Source organism: Mycolicibacterium flavescens (assembly GCF_001722335.1).
Classification (GTDB): Bacteria; Actinomycetota; Actinomycetes; order Mycobacteriales; family Mycobacteriaceae; genus Mycobacterium; species Mycobacterium flavescens.
The window spans coordinates 205,215-222,998 of sequence record NZ_MIHA01000009.1 but is presented as its reverse complement, the minus strand read 5'-3'; the positions used below and the strand labels follow the sequence as shown (position 1 = coordinate 222,998).

Sequence of the window (17,784 nt, the reverse complement as noted above, 5' to 3'; positions counted from 1 at the left end):
CGCGGAGCTCAGGCGCGAACCCTTGAAAGCCCGTGGTGCCACGGAATTACGGACTCTGCGTACGGCGGGATGAACGCGTCGCCGCGCAGACGTTCTGGTGCGCATGGGCAGCACCGAGCAGCAGATCGCGACCTCCGTACTCGTCATCGGCACCGGCGGGTCCGGTCTGCGCGCCGCGATCGAACTCGCCGAGCGCGGCGTCGCGGTGCTGCTGGTCGGCAAACGGCCCCGAACCGATGCGCACACCACGCTGGCCGCCGGCGGTATCAACGCCGCGCTGGGCACCATGGACGCCGAGGACTCCTGGCAGCAGCACGCGGCCGACACGCTGACCGAGAGCTACCTGCTCGCGGACCCGGTGACCGTGCAGATCGTCACCGAGGGCGCCGCGGAGTCGATCCGCGACCTGGAGCGCTACGGTATGGCGTTCGCCCGCGAGCAGGACGGCCGGATCTCGCAGCGGTTCTTCGGCGCCCACACGTTTCGCCGCACCGCGTTCGCCGGCGACTACACCGGGCTCGAGCTGCAGCGCACCCTCGTCAAACAGGTTGCGGCTCTCGGTATCCCGATACTGGACACCGCCTACATCACCAAGCTGCTGGTGCGCGACAACGTCATCTTCGGCGCGTACGGCTTCGACCTCGGCGACGGCACCCGCTACACGATCTACGCCGACGCGGTGATCCTGGCCGCCGGTGGACACACCCGGATCTGGCGCCGCACCTCCTCGCGCCGCGACGAGAACACCGGCGACTCCTTCCGGTTGGCGGTCGAGGCGGGCGGCCGCATCCGCGACCCCGAACTGGTGCAGTTCCACCCGTCCGGCCTGATCGAACCCGAGGACTCGGCGGGCACGCTGGTCTCCGAAGCCGCGCGCGGCGAAGGCGGAATCCTGCGCAACGATCTCGGGGAGCGGTTCATGAAGCGCTACGACCCCGAGCGGATGGAACTGTCCACCCGCGACCGCGTCGCGCTCGCCGCCTACACCGAGATCAAGGAGGGCCGCGGCACCTCGCGCGGAGGGGTGTGGCTCGACGTCTCTCATCTGCCACGCGAGCAGATCATGGCGCGTCTGCCGCGGGTCTATCAGACCCTGATGGACCTGCAGTTGCGTGACATCACCACCGACCCGATCGAGATCGCGCCGACCGCCCACTACTCCATGGGTGGAGTGTGGGTGCGCCCGGAAGACCACCGCACCGACGTCGAGGGTCTCTACGCGATCGGCGAAGCCTCCAGCGGACTGCACGGGGCGAACCGGCTCGGCGGCAACTCGCTGATCGAGCTGCTGGTCTACGGCCGTATCACCGGTCGCGCGGCAGCCGCCTACTCCACCTGCCTGGGCGCCCACATGCGGTGTCGCGTAGCGGTTTCGGCCGCGCGCGACGAGATCGACGAGGTGCTGTCGGTCAACGGAGCTGAGAACGTCCGATCTCTGCAGCGCTCACTGCGCAACACGATGACCGAGTACGCGGGCGTCGTGCGCGACGAGTCGGGTCTGCAGGCCGGGCTGCGCGGTATCACCGAGATCGAAGAGCGCGCCGCGGGTCTGGGCGTGCATCCCGACATCGCCGGATTCCACGATCTGGCACACGCATTCGACCTGAAATCGAGCCTGGTCGCGGCCCGCGCGACGGTGGAGGCCGCCCTCGAACGCCGCGAGACCAGAGGATGCCACAACCGTTCGGACCACCCCGAGCTCGACGAGCGGCTGGCCGTGAACCTGGTCTGGTCCGGCCCCGGGCGCATCGAAGCCGAACCGGTCGCGAAGATCCCGGCCGACATCGCCGCGCGGATGCGGCACGTGTCCACTCAGGGCAAGCTGGTCGAATAGTCAGCTGGCCCAGCTCACCGTCCGCAGTTGGCGGCGCGAGCTGATCCCGAGTTTGACGAACACCTTGCGCAGATGCCATTCGACGGTGTGCGTGCTGATGAACAGCTGCGCGCCGATCTCCTGGTTCGTCAGGCCGTCGCCGGCCAGCCGGGCGATCTGTGCCTCCTGCGCGGTCAGGTCGCCGCTGGTGCTGACCTGCTGTTTACGCACCTTCTCACCGGTCGCCACCAGCTCCCGTCGCGCCCGTTCGACGTAGGCTCCCGCCCCCATCCGGGTGAACATCTCGTGCGCCTCGGTGAGATGAGTCCGCGCGTCGGTGCGACGGTTGACCCGGCGCAGCCACTCCCCGTACAGCAGCCGGACCCGCGCCTGGTGCACGACGATGCGGGTCCGGCCCAGCCGCTCGATCGCCTCGACGAACAGCTCCTCGGCGCAGGAGTCATCGGCGAGCATCGCCTGCGCGTTCGCCAGAACGCCGCGCCCCCAGTCGGTTCCGCTCGCGCCGGCGCGTTCGGTCAGATGGTCGAGGGCCTGGCGGGCTGCGGCGTCGGCGCCGGTACGGGTCGCGGCCTCGATGAGTTCGAAAGAACACCACCCGTAGATACCGAAGTCCTCGTACTCGCACGCCTCCGACGCGGCCGCGAACGCCTCCCGGTAGCGCCCCAGGCCGTTGTAGAGTACCGCGGCGGCGTATCCGGTCAGCCCGAGCAGCCGACCCTCGCCCCTGGCCGCCCCGTCGGCGGCCGCCGCCTCCAGCAGGCGTCCGGCCGCGGCGGCGTCACCGCGCCACGCGTCCAGCAGCAGCGAATGGTAGCGGATCGGCGACATGTGCTCGGTGGCCATGGTGATCGATTCGGCCTCTTCGAGAAGCTGTGCGGCGCTGGCGAACTCACCGGCGACCAAGTGCACTCCGGCGCGGTAGATCAGCGCCCGCGGCAGCCCGGCCAGTGCGCCGGTGGCGCGGGCGTAGCGCACCGCGGCGGTCGACAGCTTGAGCAGGCTCACCTCATCCCACAGCTCGTGGGCGCACGTCTCCTGCATGATCGGGAAGCCGGGCACCTTGAGCCACCGGCCGACCGCGGTGTCGTCGGCCTCGGCCTGGTCGCACATCGCCTGCAGCGCGACGCGCATTCCGGTGGCGCCGTCGCGCGGCCCGCCCGCGATGCGTTCGGCCACCCCGCGCAGCAGATGGTCGACAGCGCGCGGCAGTTCGGTCTTGTCGCGCAACGCGGTGCGCGCCGCTTCGGCCGTCGCGGCCAGCGCGTCGGGATCGGCGAGTCGCCCGGCGTACATCAGCGCGGCGATCGACTCGAGATAACACTCCCGCGACGAGTAGTCGTCGATGCCGTCGAGTCGGCGCGCCGCGTCCAGCAGTGCAGGCGCGGTTTCGGCGAGCTGAGGGGCGCCGGGCCCGCCGGCGCGGCTGCGCACGAAATCCATCTGCCCGCGCAGCCGCCCGATCATTGCGCGCTGATGCTCGGTCGGCTGGCCGAGTTCGGCGATCGCGAGCAGTTCGTGCGCGGCGTCCGAGGCGGCGGCGTCACGTTTGGCGTGCGCCGCGGCCAGCGCCCGCGACACCCGCAGCGCCGGGTCGGCGGTCAGCGCCGTGGCGCGCTCCAGAAACGTCGCGGCGGCCGCTATCCCACCGCGGCTCTGCACGCGCGCGGCCGACTGCTCCAGGGCGTCGGCGACCGAATCATCAGGTCCCGCAGCAGCGTTCGCGAAGTGCCAGGCGCGCCGGTCGGGGTCGGTCTGCGGATCGGTGGCCTCGGCCAACGCGCGGTGCGCCGCGCGACGGTCGGCGAGGTCGGCGGCGCGGTAGGACGCCGAACGGATCAGCGGGTGGTGGAACCGCATCCGCGAGCCGAAGTCGATGAGCCCGTCGGCTTCGGCGGGGGCGAGTTCGTCGACGGGGATGCCCAGTCGGGCGGCGGCGCGCATGAACAGCGCGGCGTCGCCGATCGGTTCGGCGGCGGCGAGCAGCAGCAGCTGGCGGGTCTGTTGCGGCAGCGCCTGGACGCGCCGGACGAAACCGTGTTCGACGGCGGCCGCCGATGACCGCTTACCCGAGATCCAGAATCCGCCGGCGAGTTCGGTCGCCGACACGCTGCGCGGAACCTCCAGGATCGCCAACGGGATTCCGCGGGTCTCGGCGACGATGCGGTCGCGGACCCTGGGGTCGATCGCACCGATCATGACCGATTCCAGCAGTTCGCGCGCCGCGGTGTCCGACAGGCCGTCAACCACCAATTCCGGTAGCCCCGTAAGGAGTTCGGGATGGTCGCGGACGGCGAACACCAGCGCGACGGGTTCGGCGAGCAACCGGCGCGCGATGAAGCCCAGGGTCTGCAGCGACACCTGGTCGAGCCACTGCGCGTCGTCGACCACGCACAGCACCGGTTGTTCGTCGGCCGCGGCGGCCAGCAGGCTCAGGCCCGCCAGCCCGACGAGGAACCGGTCCGGGGTTTCGCCGACACCGCGCCCGAAAGCGACGTTGAGCGCTTCGCGCTGCGGTTCGGGCAGCTCCTCGATGTGGCGCATCAGCGGGGCGCACAGTTGATGCAGCCCGGCGAACGCGAGTTCCATGTCGGACTCCACGCCGGAGACGGCCACCACCTGGAAGCCGGACGCCTGCTCGTGGACCTCCTCGAGCAGCGCGGTCTTTCCCACGCCGGCCTCACCGCGCAGCACGAGCACTCCGCTGCCGCCGGAGCGGACGTCGGCGATCAGGTTGTGCAGGACCTCGCACTCGCGGCCGCGGCCGCGCAGGCGTCGTTCCGCATCCTGGCCAGACATGCCCTCCACCGCGTGTTCTGATGTGAACCCCGCGTGCTCCGGAGCCGATCTTGATGGTAGCGACCGGTGCGCTGGTGGGTCTACGCGCCTAGGACGAGGCGGCGGTCTGCAGGGCCCAGTCCTCGAAGCTCGTGTCGAACAGGGTGGCGTCCTCACCGGGCACCAGCGTGCGCTCACCGAGGTCGATGCCCCAGTACTTAGACGACGGATCGGACACCGCGGTGCGGTGGTCACCGCGGGCGGCCAGGGCGATGCGCATCATGTCGGGCAGCAGCACCTCGACCGGCCCGCCGATCTCGGTGATCCCGTTGACCGGCGGGTTGACCGCGGCGATCGCCAGGCCCTTCGCGACGTCGGCGGCGGCCATCGGCCGGAAGTACTTCGGCGGCATCCGCACGGTGTCGCCGTCGGTGGCCGAGTCGGCGAGCGTCTTGAGGAACTCGTAGAACTGGGTGGCGTGCACGATCGTGTACGGGACCGGACCCTGGCCGATCAGCTGTTCCTGGTCGAGCTTGGCCTGGAAGTAGCCGCTCTGCTCGGCCATCTCGGCGGTGCCGACCACCGACAGCGCGACATGGTGGCCGACGCCGGCGGCCTGTTCGGCGGCAAGCAGATTCGTTGTGGCCGTGCGGAAGAACTCCTTGGCCGTGTCGTCGAGGTTCGGCGAGTTCGACACGTCCACCACGACGTCGGCGCCGGCCATCACGTCGGCCAGCCCCTCCCCGGTGATGGTGTCGACCCCGGTCGACGGTGCCGCGGCGACGGCGTCGTGGCCCTGTTCGCCCAGGATGTGCACGAGTTTGGATCCGATCAGACCGGTTCCGCCGATGACAACGATCTTCATGATGAGCCTTCCGTGTCGGTGTTCCTGCCCGCCAGAACGGATGGCACCGCGCCGACTCATCCCGGATTCGCGCCGAATGTGAAGTGGTTGCGATTTCTGGGCCGCGAAATCGCCATGGCTTCACACTCGGCGCGCCGATTGTCAGAACGCGTAGCGCACCCGGCAGGTCGGCAGCTTCGCGGCGATCAGCTCGGTCAGCTCGGTCACCCAGCGGCCTTTCCACGGCGTCTTGTAGCGCACGTTCCACTGCCCGCTCTGGCTGCGCTTGAGCTGCTGCAGGTCCGGCCGCCACAACAGGTCCTCGCCTGTGGGGTGCCAGCCGAGGTTGACGTCGTGCAGGCCCTCGTTGTGGGTGAGGAAGATGACCTCGGCGGCCAGCTGCCCCCGGGTGCGCTCCGACGTGCCGTCGGCGATCTGATCGAGCAGCTCAGACCAGTCGGCCAGCCAGTTCTCGTGCACGATGACCGGGCTGAAGTTCAGGTGCACCTCGTAGCCCGCCTCGACGAAGTCGTCGATGGCCGCGATCCGGTCGGCGATCTTCGACGTCCGGACATCGACCACCCGTGACGTCTCGGCGGGCATCAGGCTGAACCGCACCCGGGTGCCGCCGCGCGGGTCGTAGTCCAGCAGCGCGCGGTTGACCAGCTTGGTCGCGAAGCTGGCCTTGGCGTTGGGCAGCCGGGCGAACAGGTCGACGAGGTCGCGCACGTTGTCCGACACCATCGCGTCGACCGAACAGTCGCTGTTCTCGCCGATGTCGTACACCCAGTCGACGGGATCGCACTGGTTCGGCTCGGCCTTGACGCCTTGGCGGGCCGCGTGCCGTTGCAGGTAGCCGAGGATCTTCTCGATGTTGGCGAACACCGTGATCGGGTTGGCGTAACCCTTGCGCCGCGGCACGTAGCAGTACGAGCACGCCATCGCGCACCCGTTCGCCGTCGACGGCGCGATCCAGTCGCTGGAGCGTTCGTTGCGTCGCGCGCTCAGGCTCTTCTTCTCGCCGAGCACCAGCACCTCACGCTTGTTGCGCACCCAGTCCTCGACGTTGCCCTCGTTGCCGTACAGCCCGGGGATCGCCTGGTGCGAGGGCACCTCGATGCGCTCGGCGTCGGGGTACCGGTCGAGCACCTGCTGCGCCCGCGGGAACCGCTCGATGCCGGGTTCGTGGTAGATCCGCCGGATGTCGAGCAGCCGGTCGGCCAGGTCCGCAGGCACCCGTCGCGCATCCTGTGTCGGTGACGTCATACCCGGTCAACGATCGGCGGTTCCTGATCTTGATCGGTTGGCGGGCAATGCTTTTCGTCACGCAGATACTGCGTGATCGCCGCCGCCATCGGCGTGGCCTGCCACCGGAACGACTGCAGCGGGCCGACCAGCGGCTCGTCGAAACCGGCGAACCACAGTCCCGGCGCCGCACCGGCCGGCCCGTTGACCCGCGGGCGCCCGTCGTCGTCCAGCACTGCCAGCTCACCGACCAGCGGCTCGAGCCCGCGCCGGTACCCGGTCGCCGCGACCACCACCTGCGGGGTCAGCGCGGTCCCGTCGGCCAGCAGCACCCGGTCACCGTCGAAGGCCTCGACGCGCGCCACGATCTCGATCTCACCCGCCTTCACCCGCGGCACCAACTGGTCACCCAGCGTCGGGACCTGCTCGTCGCGCAGCAGCGCGGTGTAGATCCCCCGCCGCGGCTGCGGCAACCCGGCGCCGGTCAGGTCACCGAACCACGCGCGCCGGAACACCGCGGCCGCATGGTCGAGCACCGGCACCGGTAACCGGTCGAACCCGGCGCTGAACGCGTCGATCGGAATCCCGGCGGCCGCCCGCGGCACCAGGTGCGGCGGGGTGCGCACCGCCATCCGGACCGGGCGCGCCGCGGTCCGGGTCAGTTGCACGGCGATGTCGGCGGCCGAGTTGCCCGCGCCGACGACCAGCACGTCCCGGCCGGCGAACGGAGCGGCGTTGCGGTAGTCCTCGGAATGCAGCACGGTGCCGGTGAACGTCTCGAGTCCGGGCCACGCCGGCAGGGTCGGGGTGTGGTAGTTCCCGGTGGCGACGACGACGGCTTCGGCGGCGACGACGCAACCGTCGGCGTGAACCGCCCAGCCATTCTCGGCCCGTGAGATCCCAGTGACGTTGACGCCGAACCGGATTCGCAGACCCTGCCGTGCCGCATAGTCGTCGAAGTAGGCGACCATGTCGTCGCGTTCGGGCCACCGCCCGTACCGCAGCGGGATGCGCTGACCGGGCAGATGCGACCACAGCCCGCAGGTGTTGAGCCGGAACCCGTCGTAGCGGCGCCGCCATGAGGAGGCCGGCGCGTCGGCGCGGTCGAGCACCAGCGCGTCGATCTTCTGTTCGTGCCGCAGTTGCCGCGCGATCGCCAACCCGCACGGCCCGGCGCCGACGATCACCACCTGTTCGGTCATCTACGGCAGGTGCCTGGTCGTCAGCAGCCCCTCGGTGAGGTCGCGCCGGGCCTGTTCGAGCAGCGACCGCCGGCGCAGCGGCGGGCTGTCGGCGTGCGCCTGCTGCGCCACCCCGCCGATGACATCGCGCAGTGCCGCCACCGACGACCACTGCGGCTGCCAGTCCAGCTCGGACCGGGCCCGTCCGCAGTCCAGCAGCGGCACGGTGAACGCCATGTCCAGCCACCCGCGGTCGATCGGCTGCAGCCGCGCCCGCCAGCTCAGGTCGACCAGCGCGCCCAGCACCCCGGACGGCAGGTGCACGGCCTTGGCGCCCAGCACCTCGGCGACTTCGTCGCGGCCCAGCGGCGGTTCCCCGGCCAGGTTGAACGGGCCCCGCGCTCCGCGCTCGAGCACCCGCACGTAGGCGTCGGCGACGTCCGAGGCGTGGATCAGCGGGATGCACAACCGCCGGTCCAGAGGCAGCACCGGCAGCAGCGGCACCGCGAACATCGGCACGTAGCCGGGCAGCGCGTAGCGCATCAGACCGCTGGCGGCCGCGCGCTTGACGATGAAGCCGGGGCGCATCCGCGCGATCGTCACCGCGTCCTCGCCGTGCTGCTGTTCGTAGTCGTCGAGCAGCGCTTCGGCCGCCGACTTGTCGCGGCTGTACGGCGACGTGCGCACGCCGGTGGTGGGCCAGGACTCGTCGACCCGCTCCCCGTACCGGCCCGGCGCGTACGCGCCGACCGACGACATGTGCACCAACTGCGGGACACCGGCGGCGTGCGCGGCCGACAGCACGGCCGACGTCCCGCCGACGCCGATGCGGGTCAGGTACTCGGTGTTGCGGGTCGGCTGGAAACCCCAGGCCAGATGGACGACGGCATCGGCGCCGGCGAACACGTCGCGCAACGCCACATCCGCGTCCGGCGCGGCCAGGTCCAGCGCGTGCCAGCGCACCGACTCGTACACCCCGCGCGGCTCCGGCGGCCTGCGGACCACCCCGACCAGCTCGTGGTCGGAGCCGCTGAGCTTCTGCAGCAGGGCGGTGCCGACGTTGCCGGACGCCCCGGTGATGACGATGCGCATATCTGAGGAAACGTGCCGGAAAACGCGGCCGCGGTGGACCTAGACCGCCGCGGCGGTGGTCTGCTGCAGCTGCCGGTCGCGCACCCCGCCCAGGAACCGGCCCACCTCGACCGCGAGGCGACGCGCGTGGGAGCTGTCGACGAGGTCGAAGGCGTGTCCGGCACGGCCGATCTCGCTGTACTCCACAGGGTTTCGCGACACCGCGCTCAGCGCCTCCCGGAAGGCGCGCGCTTCCCCGACCGGGATGATGGTGTCCTGCTCGCCGTGGATCAGGAAGAACGGCGGGGCGTCCCGGTGGATGCGCGCCGTCGGTGACGCCGCCTCGAACAGTTCAGGGCGGCGGGACTGCTTGTGGCCCACCACGACTCGCTCCAGGAAGTTGACGAAGTTCTTCCGCGTCGGGGTCGAGCGGTCCTGCCAGTCGTAGCGGCCGTAGATCCCGACGACCGCGTCGACCGAGGTGTCGGCGTCCTCGGTGAGTTCCCCGCGGAATGCGGGGTCACCCGGCGTCAGGCCGGCCAGCGCGGCCAGATGCCCGCCCGCCGAGCACCCCGCGATCGTGACGAAGTTGCGGTCGCCCCCGAACTTGTCGACGTTGGCGCGGGCCCACGCGATCGCGGCGTTGACGTCGGCGATGTGCCGGGGCCAACGGTTCACCGGAGACACCCGGTAGTCCATCGTCAGACACACCCAGCCCTGCTTGACCAGGTGGTGCAGCAGCGTGTGCCCCTGCAGTACCCGCGAGCCCTGTACCCAGGCCCCGCCGGGCACGAAGATCAGCACCGGCGCGTCGGGCGGCAGGTCCGGGCGGCGCCACACGTCGAGCAACTGCGCGGGGTGGTCGCCGTACCGGACCGAACTGCGGTACAGGCAGCGTTGCCGCTGAGCGCGGAAGGCCAGGTAGGGCGGGACCCGCCGGCCACCGCTGCCCGGTTCGGTGAGGCCGTCGACGGGCGCGCTCGCCGCCGGGCCGAGACGGCGTGCGACCATCCCGCGCACCGCGGCGGGCGCGTAGTGGTGGCCGTACATCGCCATCGCGGTCAGACCGGCGAACGGTTCGAGGTGCCTGCCGACGACCGGCAGCGCCGCGTACAGCCTCGTCGACGCCATGACCAGGTCGAGCGGATGCAGCGAGCGGGGAAGCGACATCGCGTCTACCCGGCCATCGCGAGGTCAGTGCTGCCTTCGCCGGCGCGGCCGGTGCAGGAATCACAAGCGGCTTCTTCCAAGCTGAAGTGCCCGCAGGTCGGGCAGATGAACTCGAGCATGCGCTCCGCCTCCACACTGAATCCAGGTTGCTGCGCCGCTGGTGCGACGTCCGCCTCAGATACCCCCGGTATCGGGGCGCAAAACCATGCAGACCGTCCGTACTGTGGGCCCGGTGAAGTACATCGACGTCGACGGAGTGGGCCGGGTCAGCCGGATCGGGCTCGGGACCTGGCAGTTCGGGTCGCGGGAGTGGGGCTACGGCGACAGCTACGCCTCCGGGCCGGCCCGCGAGATCGTGCAGCGCTCGCTGGCGCTGGGGGTGACGCTGTTCGACACCGCCGAGATCTACGGGTTCGGCAAGAGCGAGCGGATCCTGGGCGAGGCGCTGGGCGCCGAACGCGACAACGTGGCGCTGGCCAGCAAGGTGTTCCCGGTCGCGCCGGTGCCCGCCGTGGTCAGGCAGCGGGCGAGGGCCAGCGCGCAGCGGCTGGGTGTGCGCACCATCCCGCTGTACCAGGTCCACCAGCCCAATCCGGTGGTGCCCGATTCGGTGATCATGCCGGGGATGCGGAATCTGCTCGACGAGGGTGTCATCGGCGCGGCCGGGGTGTCGAACTATTCGCTGGAGCGCTGGTGCAAGGCCGACGCCGCGCTGGGCGGGCCGGTGATCAGCAACCAGGTGCACTTCTCGCTGGCCCATCCGCAGGCGCTGGGCGACCTCGTGCCGTTCGCCGAGCGGGAGAACCGCATCGTGATCGCCTACAGCCCGCTCGCGCAGGGGCTGCTCGGCGGCAAGTACGGACCCGACAACCGGCCCGGCGGGGTCCGCGCGGCCAACCCGCTGTTCGGCACGGAGAACCTGCGCCGCGCCGAACCGCTCCTGCAGACGCTGCGCGACGTCGCCGTCGAGGTCGGCGCCCGGCCCGCGCAGGTCGCGCTGGCGTGGCTGCTGCACCTGCCGAACGTGGTCGCGATCCCGGGCGCCTCCAGCGTCGAGCAGCTCGAGTTCAACGTCGCCGCGGCCGACATCGAGCTCAGCGTCCAGCAGCAGGACGCATTGACCGCGGCCGCGCGTCAGTTCCGGCCGGTCTCGACGGCCCGGTTCTTCACCGACACGCTGCGCGAGCGTCTCGGCGTCGGCTGAGTCAGCGGCGTCCGTCGACGTATTCGGTGCGGCACGCGCCGCGCGCCAGCTTGCCGCTGGTGGTGCGGGGGATCGCGCCCGCGGCGACGAACTGCACGTCGGCGACCGGCAGACCGTGCCGCGCCCGCACCGCATCGCGGATCGCGGCCGCCGCCGGCGCGGGGTCCATTCGCGCTGTGCCGCTGGCCCGTTCGGCGACCAGCACCAGGTCACCGTCGACGGTGAACGCGGTGACGTGCCCGGGCCGCACCATCGACGACGCGCGTTCGGCGGTGGCCTCGATGTCCTGCGGGTAGTGCTGCCTGCTGTCGACGACGATCAGGTCGGCGCGGCGGCCGGTCACGTACAGTTCGCCGTCGAGATAGCAGCCGAGGTCGCCGGTGCGTAGCCAGTTCGCTTCGGCAGCAACGCCTTCAGCATGGCTGCGAGTCGGCAGCCGGGAGGTCAGCCGGGCACCGAAGGCGCGGCGGGTCTCCTCGGGTCGGCCCCAGTAGCCGCGGCCGATGTTGTCGCCGTGCAGCCAGATCTCGCCGATGTGTCCGTCGGCGAGTTCGGCTCCGGTGTCAGGGTCGACGATGACGGCCCACTGGCTGCGGGCGACCTGTCCGCACGACACGTGCGCGACGGCGCCCTCGTCGTCGGCGGGCACCGGCACCGCGCGGCCCTCGCCGAGCGCACCGCGGTCGAGGTACACCGCGGCGGCGCGCGCCTGCGGGGCGATCGTCGCGACGAACAAGGTTGCCTCGGCGATCCCGTAGGACGGCCGGAACGCGTTGGGCGGCAACCCGTGCGGGGTGAACGCCTCGTTGAAGGCGGTGATCGCGTCGATGTCGACCGGTTCGGAGCCGAGGATCAGCACCGCCTTGCTCAGGTCGAGGTTCTCGCCGGGGCCGGGCCGGCCGCGCTGCGCGGCGTACTCGTAGGCGAAGTTCGGCGCGGCGGTCACCACGCGACCCTCCCGTGCGCCGTCGGACATCGCCTTGATCCACCGGTGCGGGCGGCGCAGAAAGGCCGTCGGCGACATCAGCGTCGAGTGCCCGCCGTACACCGCGGGGAAGCCGATCATCGACAACCCCATGTCGTGGAACAGCGGTAACCAGCTGAGCCCGTGTACTTTTCGGTCCAGCAGGTCGATCGACAGGATCATCTGGATCAGGTTGGTCCCGACGGCGCGGTGGGTGATCTCGACGCCGGCAGGCGCGCGCGTGGCACCGGAGGTGTACTGCAGGTGCGACACGTCGTCGAGATCCAGGTCGACGGGTTCGAACTCGTCGGTGTCGGTGATCTCGTCGAGGATCACGACGCGCGGCGCCGGTACGCCGTCGAGGTCGGCGAGGAAGCTGCGCACGTTGGCCGCCGCGGCCGAGGTCGTCACCACCACCGAGGGCTGCGAGTCGCGCAGCGCGGTGTCGAGGCGCTGCGCGTGGCCCTGCAGTTCGGGGGCGAACAGCGGCACCGCGATCGTGCCGGCCTTGATGGCGCCGAAGAACGCCGTGACGTAGTCGAGGCCCTGCGGCGCGAGGATCGCGACCCGGTCACCTCGCGCGGCGACCCGCTGGATCCGGGCGGCGACGCCGCGCAGCCGCTGCCCGAGCCGGGTCCACGTGAGCTCGGTCGCGACGCCCTCGTTGGCGCCGCTGTAGTCGAGGAAGCGGTAGGCCGGCGCGTCGCCGACGTTGGCGATGTTGCGGTCGATCAGCGAGATCAGGTTGACCCCGGCGGGCACCACCACGGCGCCGTCGTCGTCGAGGCAGTCCTCGATCCGCAGCAGGCCGTCGTGCGGCACCGGTCGCGCGGGGGTGGACATGCCCGAAGTCTAGGGACGCCCGGCACGTGTCAGGGCTCACGCTCCAGGGTCAGCACGGTGATGTCCGGTGGTGCGCCGACGCGGACCGGCGGGCCCCAGAAGCCGGCGCCGCGGGTGACGTACAACTGGGTGCCGTCGACGGTGGACAGCCCGGCCAGCGACGGCTGCTCGGCGCGCACCAGGTAGTGGAACGGCCACATTTGCCCGCCGTGCGTGTGACCGGACAGCTGCAGGTCGACCCCGCGCGCGGCGGCCTGCTCGACCTGCACGGGCTGGTGCGCGAGCAGCACGGTCGGGCCGTCCGGGTGCACCCCGGCCAGCGCGCGGTCGAAGTCCGGGCCGTCGTCGTAGCGCCGCCCGGCCAGGTCGTTGACCCCGGCCACGTTGAGTACCGCGCCGCCCCGGCGGATCGGGGTGTTCTCGTTGCGCAGCGGCTGCACCCCGAGACGTTCGAGTTCACGCAGCCAGGACATCGTGTCGTCGACGAAGTACTCGTGGTTGCCGGTGACGAAGAAGGTGCCCTCGCGGCTCACCAGGTCCTTGAACGGCGCTGCCGCCGAACCGAGTTGGTCGACCGTGCCGTCGACCACGTCACCGACGATCGCCACCAGGTCGGCGTCGGCCTCGTTGATCATCGACACCAGACGCTCGGTGTGCGCCCGGCCCGCCAGCGGGCCGAGGTGGATGTCGGACACCACCGCGATCCGGAAACCCCGCAGCGCGGGGTCCAGACCGCGCAGCCGCACCGGGACCTGCAGCACGTCGGGCGGGCCGACGGCGCGCACGGTGCCGTAACCGACCACCGCCACCGACGTGACCCCCGCGACCGCGGCGCCCGCGCGGGCCAGGAACAGCCGACGGGTCAAATCGGCTGCCTCGCAACGGGTTTCACGGCGGGCACGTCGGCGCAGGATCAACCGGACCGGTTCGAGGACCAGCAGCGCCAGGAACAGGTACGCGGCCAGCCCGAACCACAGGTAGCCGGGCCAGGCGAACCACCCCGCCTCCGCCGGGCCCACCACCCGCGGCAGCATCAGCGCCGCGACCAGCACCGCCGCCAACGCGAGCAACACGCCGGTCAGCACCCAGCGCAGCCGTCCCGCCCGGGTGGTGTCGCGCACCAACCGCAGCCACAGGTACAGGTGCATCAGCGCAAGCACCGACCCGAGAATGACGATGAACATGCGCACCTTTCCTGTGCATTCGGTGCGCAAACCGTAGAAGGTGTGCGCTCGCGGGAGAAGCTAGAGCGAGACGGTCTCGTAGTCGTCGATGTGGCGGGTCAACGTGCGCAGCGCGTCGTCGGACGTCCCGAACGTGGCTTCGATCGCGGTGAGCCGCGCCGCGTAGTGGCCGACCGGGTACTCGGCGGTCATCCCGATACCGCCGTGCATCTGGATGGCCTCCTGGGCGATGTGGCGGCCCGACCGGCCGATCTGCAGTTTGGCGCGCGCGGCGATCACCGGGTCGAACCGGCCGTCGGCGATCGACATCGCCGCGTAGTAGTTCATGCTGCGCGCCAGCTCCAGCGACACGTACATGTCCGCGGCGCGTTGGGTCAGCGTCTGGAAGGTGCTCAGCGGGACGCCGAACTGCTTTCGGCTGCTGAGGTATTCGGTGGTCATCCGCAGCGCCTCCTCCATCGCGCCGACGGCTTCCGCGCACAGTGCGGACTGGAACCGGATCACCGCCCGGGTGATGTGCTCGGTGGCGTCGCCGCCGTCGCCGAGCGGTTCGGCCGGGGTGTCCTCGAAGTCGATCTGCGCCCCGCCGCGCCCGTCGAACGTGCGGTACGGCCGCCGCGTCGCCGCGTCGGCGTCGACCAGGAACAGGCCCGTGCCGCCGTCGGGCAGGTTCGCGCTGACGACGACGGTGTCCGCCGAATCCCCCGCCAGCACCGGCCCTTTGCGGCCGGTCAGGGTCCAGGTGTCACCGGAGCGCCGAGCTTGTGTGCCCAGCGCGGTGTCCACCGAACGCATCCCGGTTTCGGTGTGCGCGAACGCCAGCAGCGTGGACCCGGAGGCGACGGCCGCCGCGATCTCACGCTGACGCTCGGTGCCCAGTTCGGCGATCAGCCCGCCCGGCACCAGCGCGGCCTGGGCCACCGGTTCCGGCGCCAACCGCCTGCCGAGCTCGGTCAGCACCACCATGATCTCGATCTGGCCGGCCTCGGTCGGATCGAAACCCAGTCCGAGGATCCCGATTTCGGCGAGCTGGGCCCACACCTCTGCGCGCCGGCCCTCCTCAACGGCGTCGGCGGCGAACACGTCGCGGGCGACGTCGCGCAGCAGTTGCTGTTCTTCGGTCAGGTCGAAGTCCATGGCCGGCTCACAATCCCAGGATGGTCGAGGCGATGATGCTGCGTTGAATCTCGTTGGTGCCGCCGTAGATCGACGTCTTGCGGTAGTTCAGGTAGCGCGGCGCCGCGTCCTGCGCCCACTGCGGCGCGGCCACCCCGTCGTCGGTGGCGAACGGCAGCGCGTCCTCACCGGCCACCTCCACCATCAGCTCGGTGGCGGCCTGCTGCAGTTGGCTGCCGCGCAGTTTCAGGATCGACGACGCCGGGTTGGGCTTCCCGTCGGCCTCGGAACCGCTGACCCGCATCTGCGTCAGTTCCAGTGCCAGCAACCCGTTTTCGATCTCGGCGACACGCGCGGCGAACAGCGGGTCGTGCAGCAGCGGCGCGCCGTCGACGGTGACCTGCGCGGCCCGCTTCTTGATCTGGGCCATCCACAGCTTGGTCAGCCCGATCCGGGCGATGCCGGTGCGTTCGTTGCCGAGCAGGAACTTCGCGTAGGTCCAGCCCCGGTTCTCCTCGCCGACGAGCTGATCGACGGGTATGCGGACGTCCTCGAAGAACACCTCGTTGACCTCGTAGCCGCCGTCGATCAGTTTGATCGGCCGCAGCGTGATTCCCGGCGTGGACATCTCGGCGAGCAGAAACGAGATCCCGGCCTGCCGCTTCGGCGCGTCCGGATCGGTGCGGGCCAGCAGGAAGATCCAGTCGGCGTGCTGCCCCAGCGTCGTCCACGTCTTCTGGCCGTTGACCACGTAGCTGTCGCCGTCACGTACCGCGGTGGTGCGCAGCGACGCCAGATCCGAGCCGGCCTCGGGTTCGGAGAAGCCCTGACACCACCAGATGTCGAGGTTGGCGGTCGGCGGCAGGAAGCGTTCTTTGAGCGCCTGGGAACCGAACTGCGCGATCACCGGCCCGACCATTTTGGCGTTGAACGCCAGCGGTTCGGGCACGCCGGCCAACTGCATCTCGTCGAGCCAGATCTGGCGCTGCAGCGGTGTCCAGTCCTGTCCGCCCCATTCGACCGGCCAGTTCGGCACCGCCAGCCCGTTGGCGTTGAGGATCCGCTGGCTGGTGACCATGTCGTCGGGGAAGTTCGGGTGCCCGGCCTGCATCCGCTCACGCAGATCGGCCGGGATCTCGGTGGTGAAGAACCGCCGCATCTCGTCGCGGAACGCCGCATCGGACTCACTCAATTCCAGTTTCACAGTCAACCCCGTCTCTCGATCTACGTGAGGTACCCGCGTCGCCGGGTAAGCGCACCTGGATTGTGCGTCGACGCGTCACTTCCAGGCGAACACCGGCTGTTCGAGCTCGTCGACCGGGTCGTGGCGGCCTTCCAGGCCCAGCCACCTCAGCTGCAGCAGCACCGCCCCGGTCGGGGCGTGGATCAGGTCGTTGCCCAGCGGGATCTGCACGACCGGCCGGGGGCTCTCCGGGATGTCGACGAAGCGCGGCGAATCCTCTCGCTGCAGCTGGTGCAGCCCCACCCGGTACACCGCGGCCACCTCGTCGGGCGCCGGGTCGGGGTCGAGCCGGCCGCCGCCCCAGATCACCACCGGGGTGATGACGTAACCGGACCGGGTCGGATAGTCGTCGAGCAGACCCAGCACCGTCGAGTGCGGCAGCCGCACCCGCACCTCCTCGTCGAGTTCGCGCAGCGCCGCCTCGATCGCGGTCTCGCCGGGGTCGAGCCGCCCGCCGGGCAGCGCCCACTGCGCGGCGTGCGAGTTCAGCCGCATCGCGCGGCGGCACAGCAGGAACGCGGCCCCGCCGGACACGTCGACCATCCGGCCGTCGAGGTCCGAGGGCATCGGCCGACCGCCGATCCAGTTGTCGACGTCGGCCGGGTCGACGCGGTCCTCGCCGACTTCGGAATCGACCAGCACCACGGCCACCGCCGCGTGCCGCTTGTTCGGGTCGGTGACAGCGCGGCGGTCGTGTCCGGTCAGGTTCGACCGGACCCGCTCGCGCAGCGACTCGTCGTAGGGAATCGTCACCGCTCGACCATAACCGCGGCCCGTGGTTTGTCCGGGTGCGGTTGGGGCAACACCACCAGCGCACGCTGCGGTATCAGCCCAACCGAAAAAGGAGCACACGATGGCACTCGACGACGACGACATCACCACCTCGGGCGCAGGCGGCGAAGGCCCGGCCGACGGCGGTTCCAACCCTGAAGGCCACGACGGCGGCGCGGACGGCACCGCGGGCGGTGAAGGTGTCGCCGACGGCGGCTCCAACCCCGAGGGCCACGACGGCGGCGCCGACGGTAGCGCGGGCGGCGAAGGTGTCGCCGACGGCGGCTCCAACCCCGACGGCCACGACGGCGGCGCCGACGGCACCGCGTGACACCAGCT

At 70.9% G+C, this 17,784-nt stretch carries 14 protein-coding genes; 3 read left to right on the top strand and 11 right to left on the bottom strand.

Annotated features, from left to right (window positions below):
* Positions 1 to 103 precede the first annotated feature (103 nt).
* Positions 104 to 1,834: an L-aspartate oxidase gene (locus BHQ18_RS14620; protein ID WP_069414330.1), complete on the top strand. Its 1,731-nt coding sequence runs from the start codon at positions 104 to 106 to the stop codon at positions 1,832 to 1,834.
* On the opposite strand, the gene BHQ18_RS14615 is transcribed toward BHQ18_RS14620, so the two are convergent.
* The 6 genes from BHQ18_RS14615 to BHQ18_RS14590 form a co-directional block, all read right to left on the bottom strand.
* Positions 1,835 to 4,630, bottom strand: a complete 2,796-nt coding sequence (locus BHQ18_RS14615) for an ATP-binding protein (protein ID WP_069414376.1) — start codon at positions 4,628 to 4,630, stop codon at positions 1,835 to 1,837.
* An 88-nt stretch (positions 4,631 to 4,718) separates the two neighbouring features.
* Positions 4,719 to 5,474, bottom strand: a complete 756-nt coding sequence (locus BHQ18_RS14610) for an SDR family oxidoreductase (protein ID WP_069414329.1) — start codon at positions 5,472 to 5,474, stop codon at positions 4,719 to 4,721.
* A gap of 141 nt (positions 5,475 to 5,615) precedes the next feature.
* Positions 5,616 to 6,719: a spore photoproduct lyase family protein gene (locus BHQ18_RS14605; protein ID WP_069414328.1), complete on the bottom strand. Its 1,104-nt coding sequence runs from the start codon at positions 6,717 to 6,719 to the stop codon at positions 5,616 to 5,618.
* Positions 6,716 to 7,900, bottom strand: a complete 1,185-nt coding sequence (locus BHQ18_RS14600; RefSeq protein ID WP_069414327.1) for a flavin-containing monooxygenase — start codon at positions 7,898 to 7,900, stop codon at positions 6,716 to 6,718. The genes BHQ18_RS14605 and BHQ18_RS14600 overlap by 4 nt, the downstream gene beginning before the upstream one ends.
* The gene (locus tag BHQ18_RS14595; RefSeq protein ID WP_069414326.1) at positions 7,901 to 8,971 is read right to left on the bottom strand and encodes an NAD-dependent epimerase/dehydratase family protein; all 1,071 of its coding nucleotides are present in this window, start codon (positions 8,969 to 8,971) and stop codon (positions 7,901 to 7,903) included.
* A gap of 39 nt (positions 8,972 to 9,010) precedes the next feature.
* Positions 9,011 to 10,120: an alpha/beta hydrolase gene (locus tag BHQ18_RS14590; RefSeq protein ID WP_084294067.1), complete on the bottom strand. Its 1,110-nt coding sequence runs from the start codon at positions 10,118 to 10,120 to the stop codon at positions 9,011 to 9,013.
* 232 nt (positions 10,121 to 10,352) lie between these two features.
* Here BHQ18_RS14590 and BHQ18_RS14585 point away from each other — a divergent pair, with 232 nt between their 5' ends.
* Positions 10,353 to 11,324 carry an aldo/keto reductase gene (locus tag BHQ18_RS14585; protein WP_069414374.1) on the top strand — a complete coding sequence of 324 codons (972 nt, stop codon included), beginning with the start codon at positions 10,353 to 10,355 and terminating at the stop codon, positions 11,322 to 11,324.
* Position 11,325: 1 nt separating this feature from the next.
* On the opposite strand, the gene BHQ18_RS14580 is transcribed toward BHQ18_RS14585, so the two are convergent.
* The 5 genes from BHQ18_RS14580 to BHQ18_RS14560 form a co-directional block, all read right to left on the bottom strand.
* Complete coding sequence (locus BHQ18_RS14580) at positions 11,326 to 13,131, bottom strand: fatty acyl-AMP ligase (RefSeq protein WP_069414325.1); 1,806 nt, start codon at positions 13,129 to 13,131, stop codon at positions 11,326 to 11,328.
* A 29-nt stretch (positions 13,132 to 13,160) separates the two neighbouring features.
* Positions 13,161 to 14,315: a metallophosphoesterase gene (locus tag BHQ18_RS14575; RefSeq protein ID WP_069414324.1), complete on the bottom strand. Its 1,155-nt coding sequence runs from the start codon at positions 14,313 to 14,315 to the stop codon at positions 13,161 to 13,163.
* Positions 14,316 to 14,375: 60 nt separating this feature from the next.
* Positions 14,376 to 15,452, bottom strand: coding sequence for an acyl-CoA dehydrogenase family protein (locus BHQ18_RS14570; protein ID WP_069414323.1), 1,077 nt, complete (start codon positions 15,450 to 15,452; stop codon positions 14,376 to 14,378).
* Positions 15,453 to 15,459: 7 nt separating this feature from the next.
* Complete coding sequence (locus BHQ18_RS14565) at positions 15,460 to 16,590, bottom strand: acyl-CoA dehydrogenase family protein (protein WP_276046042.1); 1,131 nt, start codon at positions 16,588 to 16,590, stop codon at positions 15,460 to 15,462.
* Positions 16,591 to 16,710: 120 nt separating this feature from the next.
* Positions 16,711 to 17,427, bottom strand: coding sequence for an NUDIX hydrolase (locus tag BHQ18_RS14560; protein WP_069414321.1), 717 nt, complete (start codon positions 17,425 to 17,427; stop codon positions 16,711 to 16,713).
* Positions 17,428 to 17,527: 100 nt separating this feature from the next.
* Between BHQ18_RS14560 and BHQ18_RS14555 the strand changes: the two genes are divergently transcribed.
* Positions 17,528 to 17,776: a BatC protein gene (locus tag BHQ18_RS14555; protein ID WP_069414320.1), complete on the top strand. Its 249-nt coding sequence runs from the start codon at positions 17,528 to 17,530 to the stop codon at positions 17,774 to 17,776.
* The last annotated feature ends 8 nt before the right edge of the window (positions 17,777 to 17,784 follow it).

Bases quoted from the DNA above. Each gene is read 5' to 3' on its own strand.
- BHQ18_RS14610 (WP_069414329.1), bottom strand. From the start codon at position 5,474: ATGAAGATCGTTGTCATCGGCGGAACCGGTCTGATCGGATCCAAACTC.
- BHQ18_RS14615 (WP_069414376.1), bottom strand. From the start codon at position 4,630: ATGTCTGGCCAGGATGCGGAACGACGCCTGCGCGGCCGCGGCCGCGAG.
- BHQ18_RS14600 (WP_069414327.1), bottom strand. From the start codon at position 7,900: ATGACCGAACAGGTGGTGATCGTCGGCGCCGGGCCGTGCGGGTTGGCG.
- BHQ18_RS14555 (WP_069414320.1), top strand. From the start codon at position 17,528: ATGGCACTCGACGACGACGACATCACCACCTCGGGCGCAGGCGGCGAA.
- BHQ18_RS14565 (WP_276046042.1), bottom strand. From the start codon at position 16,590: ATGCGGCGGTTCTTCACCACCGAGATCCCGGCCGATCTGCGTGAGCGG.
- BHQ18_RS14620 (WP_069414330.1), top strand. From the start codon at position 104: ATGGGCAGCACCGAGCAGCAGATCGCGACCTCCGTACTCGTCATCGGC.
- BHQ18_RS14570 (WP_069414323.1), bottom strand. From the start codon at position 15,452: ATGGACTTCGACCTGACCGAAGAACAGCAACTGCTGCGCGACGTCGCC.
- BHQ18_RS14590 (WP_084294067.1), bottom strand. From the start codon at position 10,120: ATGTCGCTTCCCCGCTCGCTGCATCCGCTCGACCTGGTCATGGCGTCG.
- BHQ18_RS14580 (WP_069414325.1), bottom strand. From the start codon at position 13,131: ATGTCCACCCCCGCGCGACCGGTGCCGCACGACGGCCTGCTGCGGATC.
- BHQ18_RS14605 (WP_069414328.1), bottom strand. From the start codon at position 6,719: ATGACGTCACCGACACAGGATGCGCGACGGGTGCCTGCGGACCTGGCC.
- BHQ18_RS14575 (WP_069414324.1), bottom strand. From the start codon at position 14,315: ATGTTCATCGTCATTCTCGGGTCGGTGCTTGCGCTGATGCACCTGTAC.
- BHQ18_RS14595 (WP_069414326.1), bottom strand. From the start codon at position 8,971: ATGCGCATCGTCATCACCGGGGCGTCCGGCAACGTCGGCACCGCCCTG.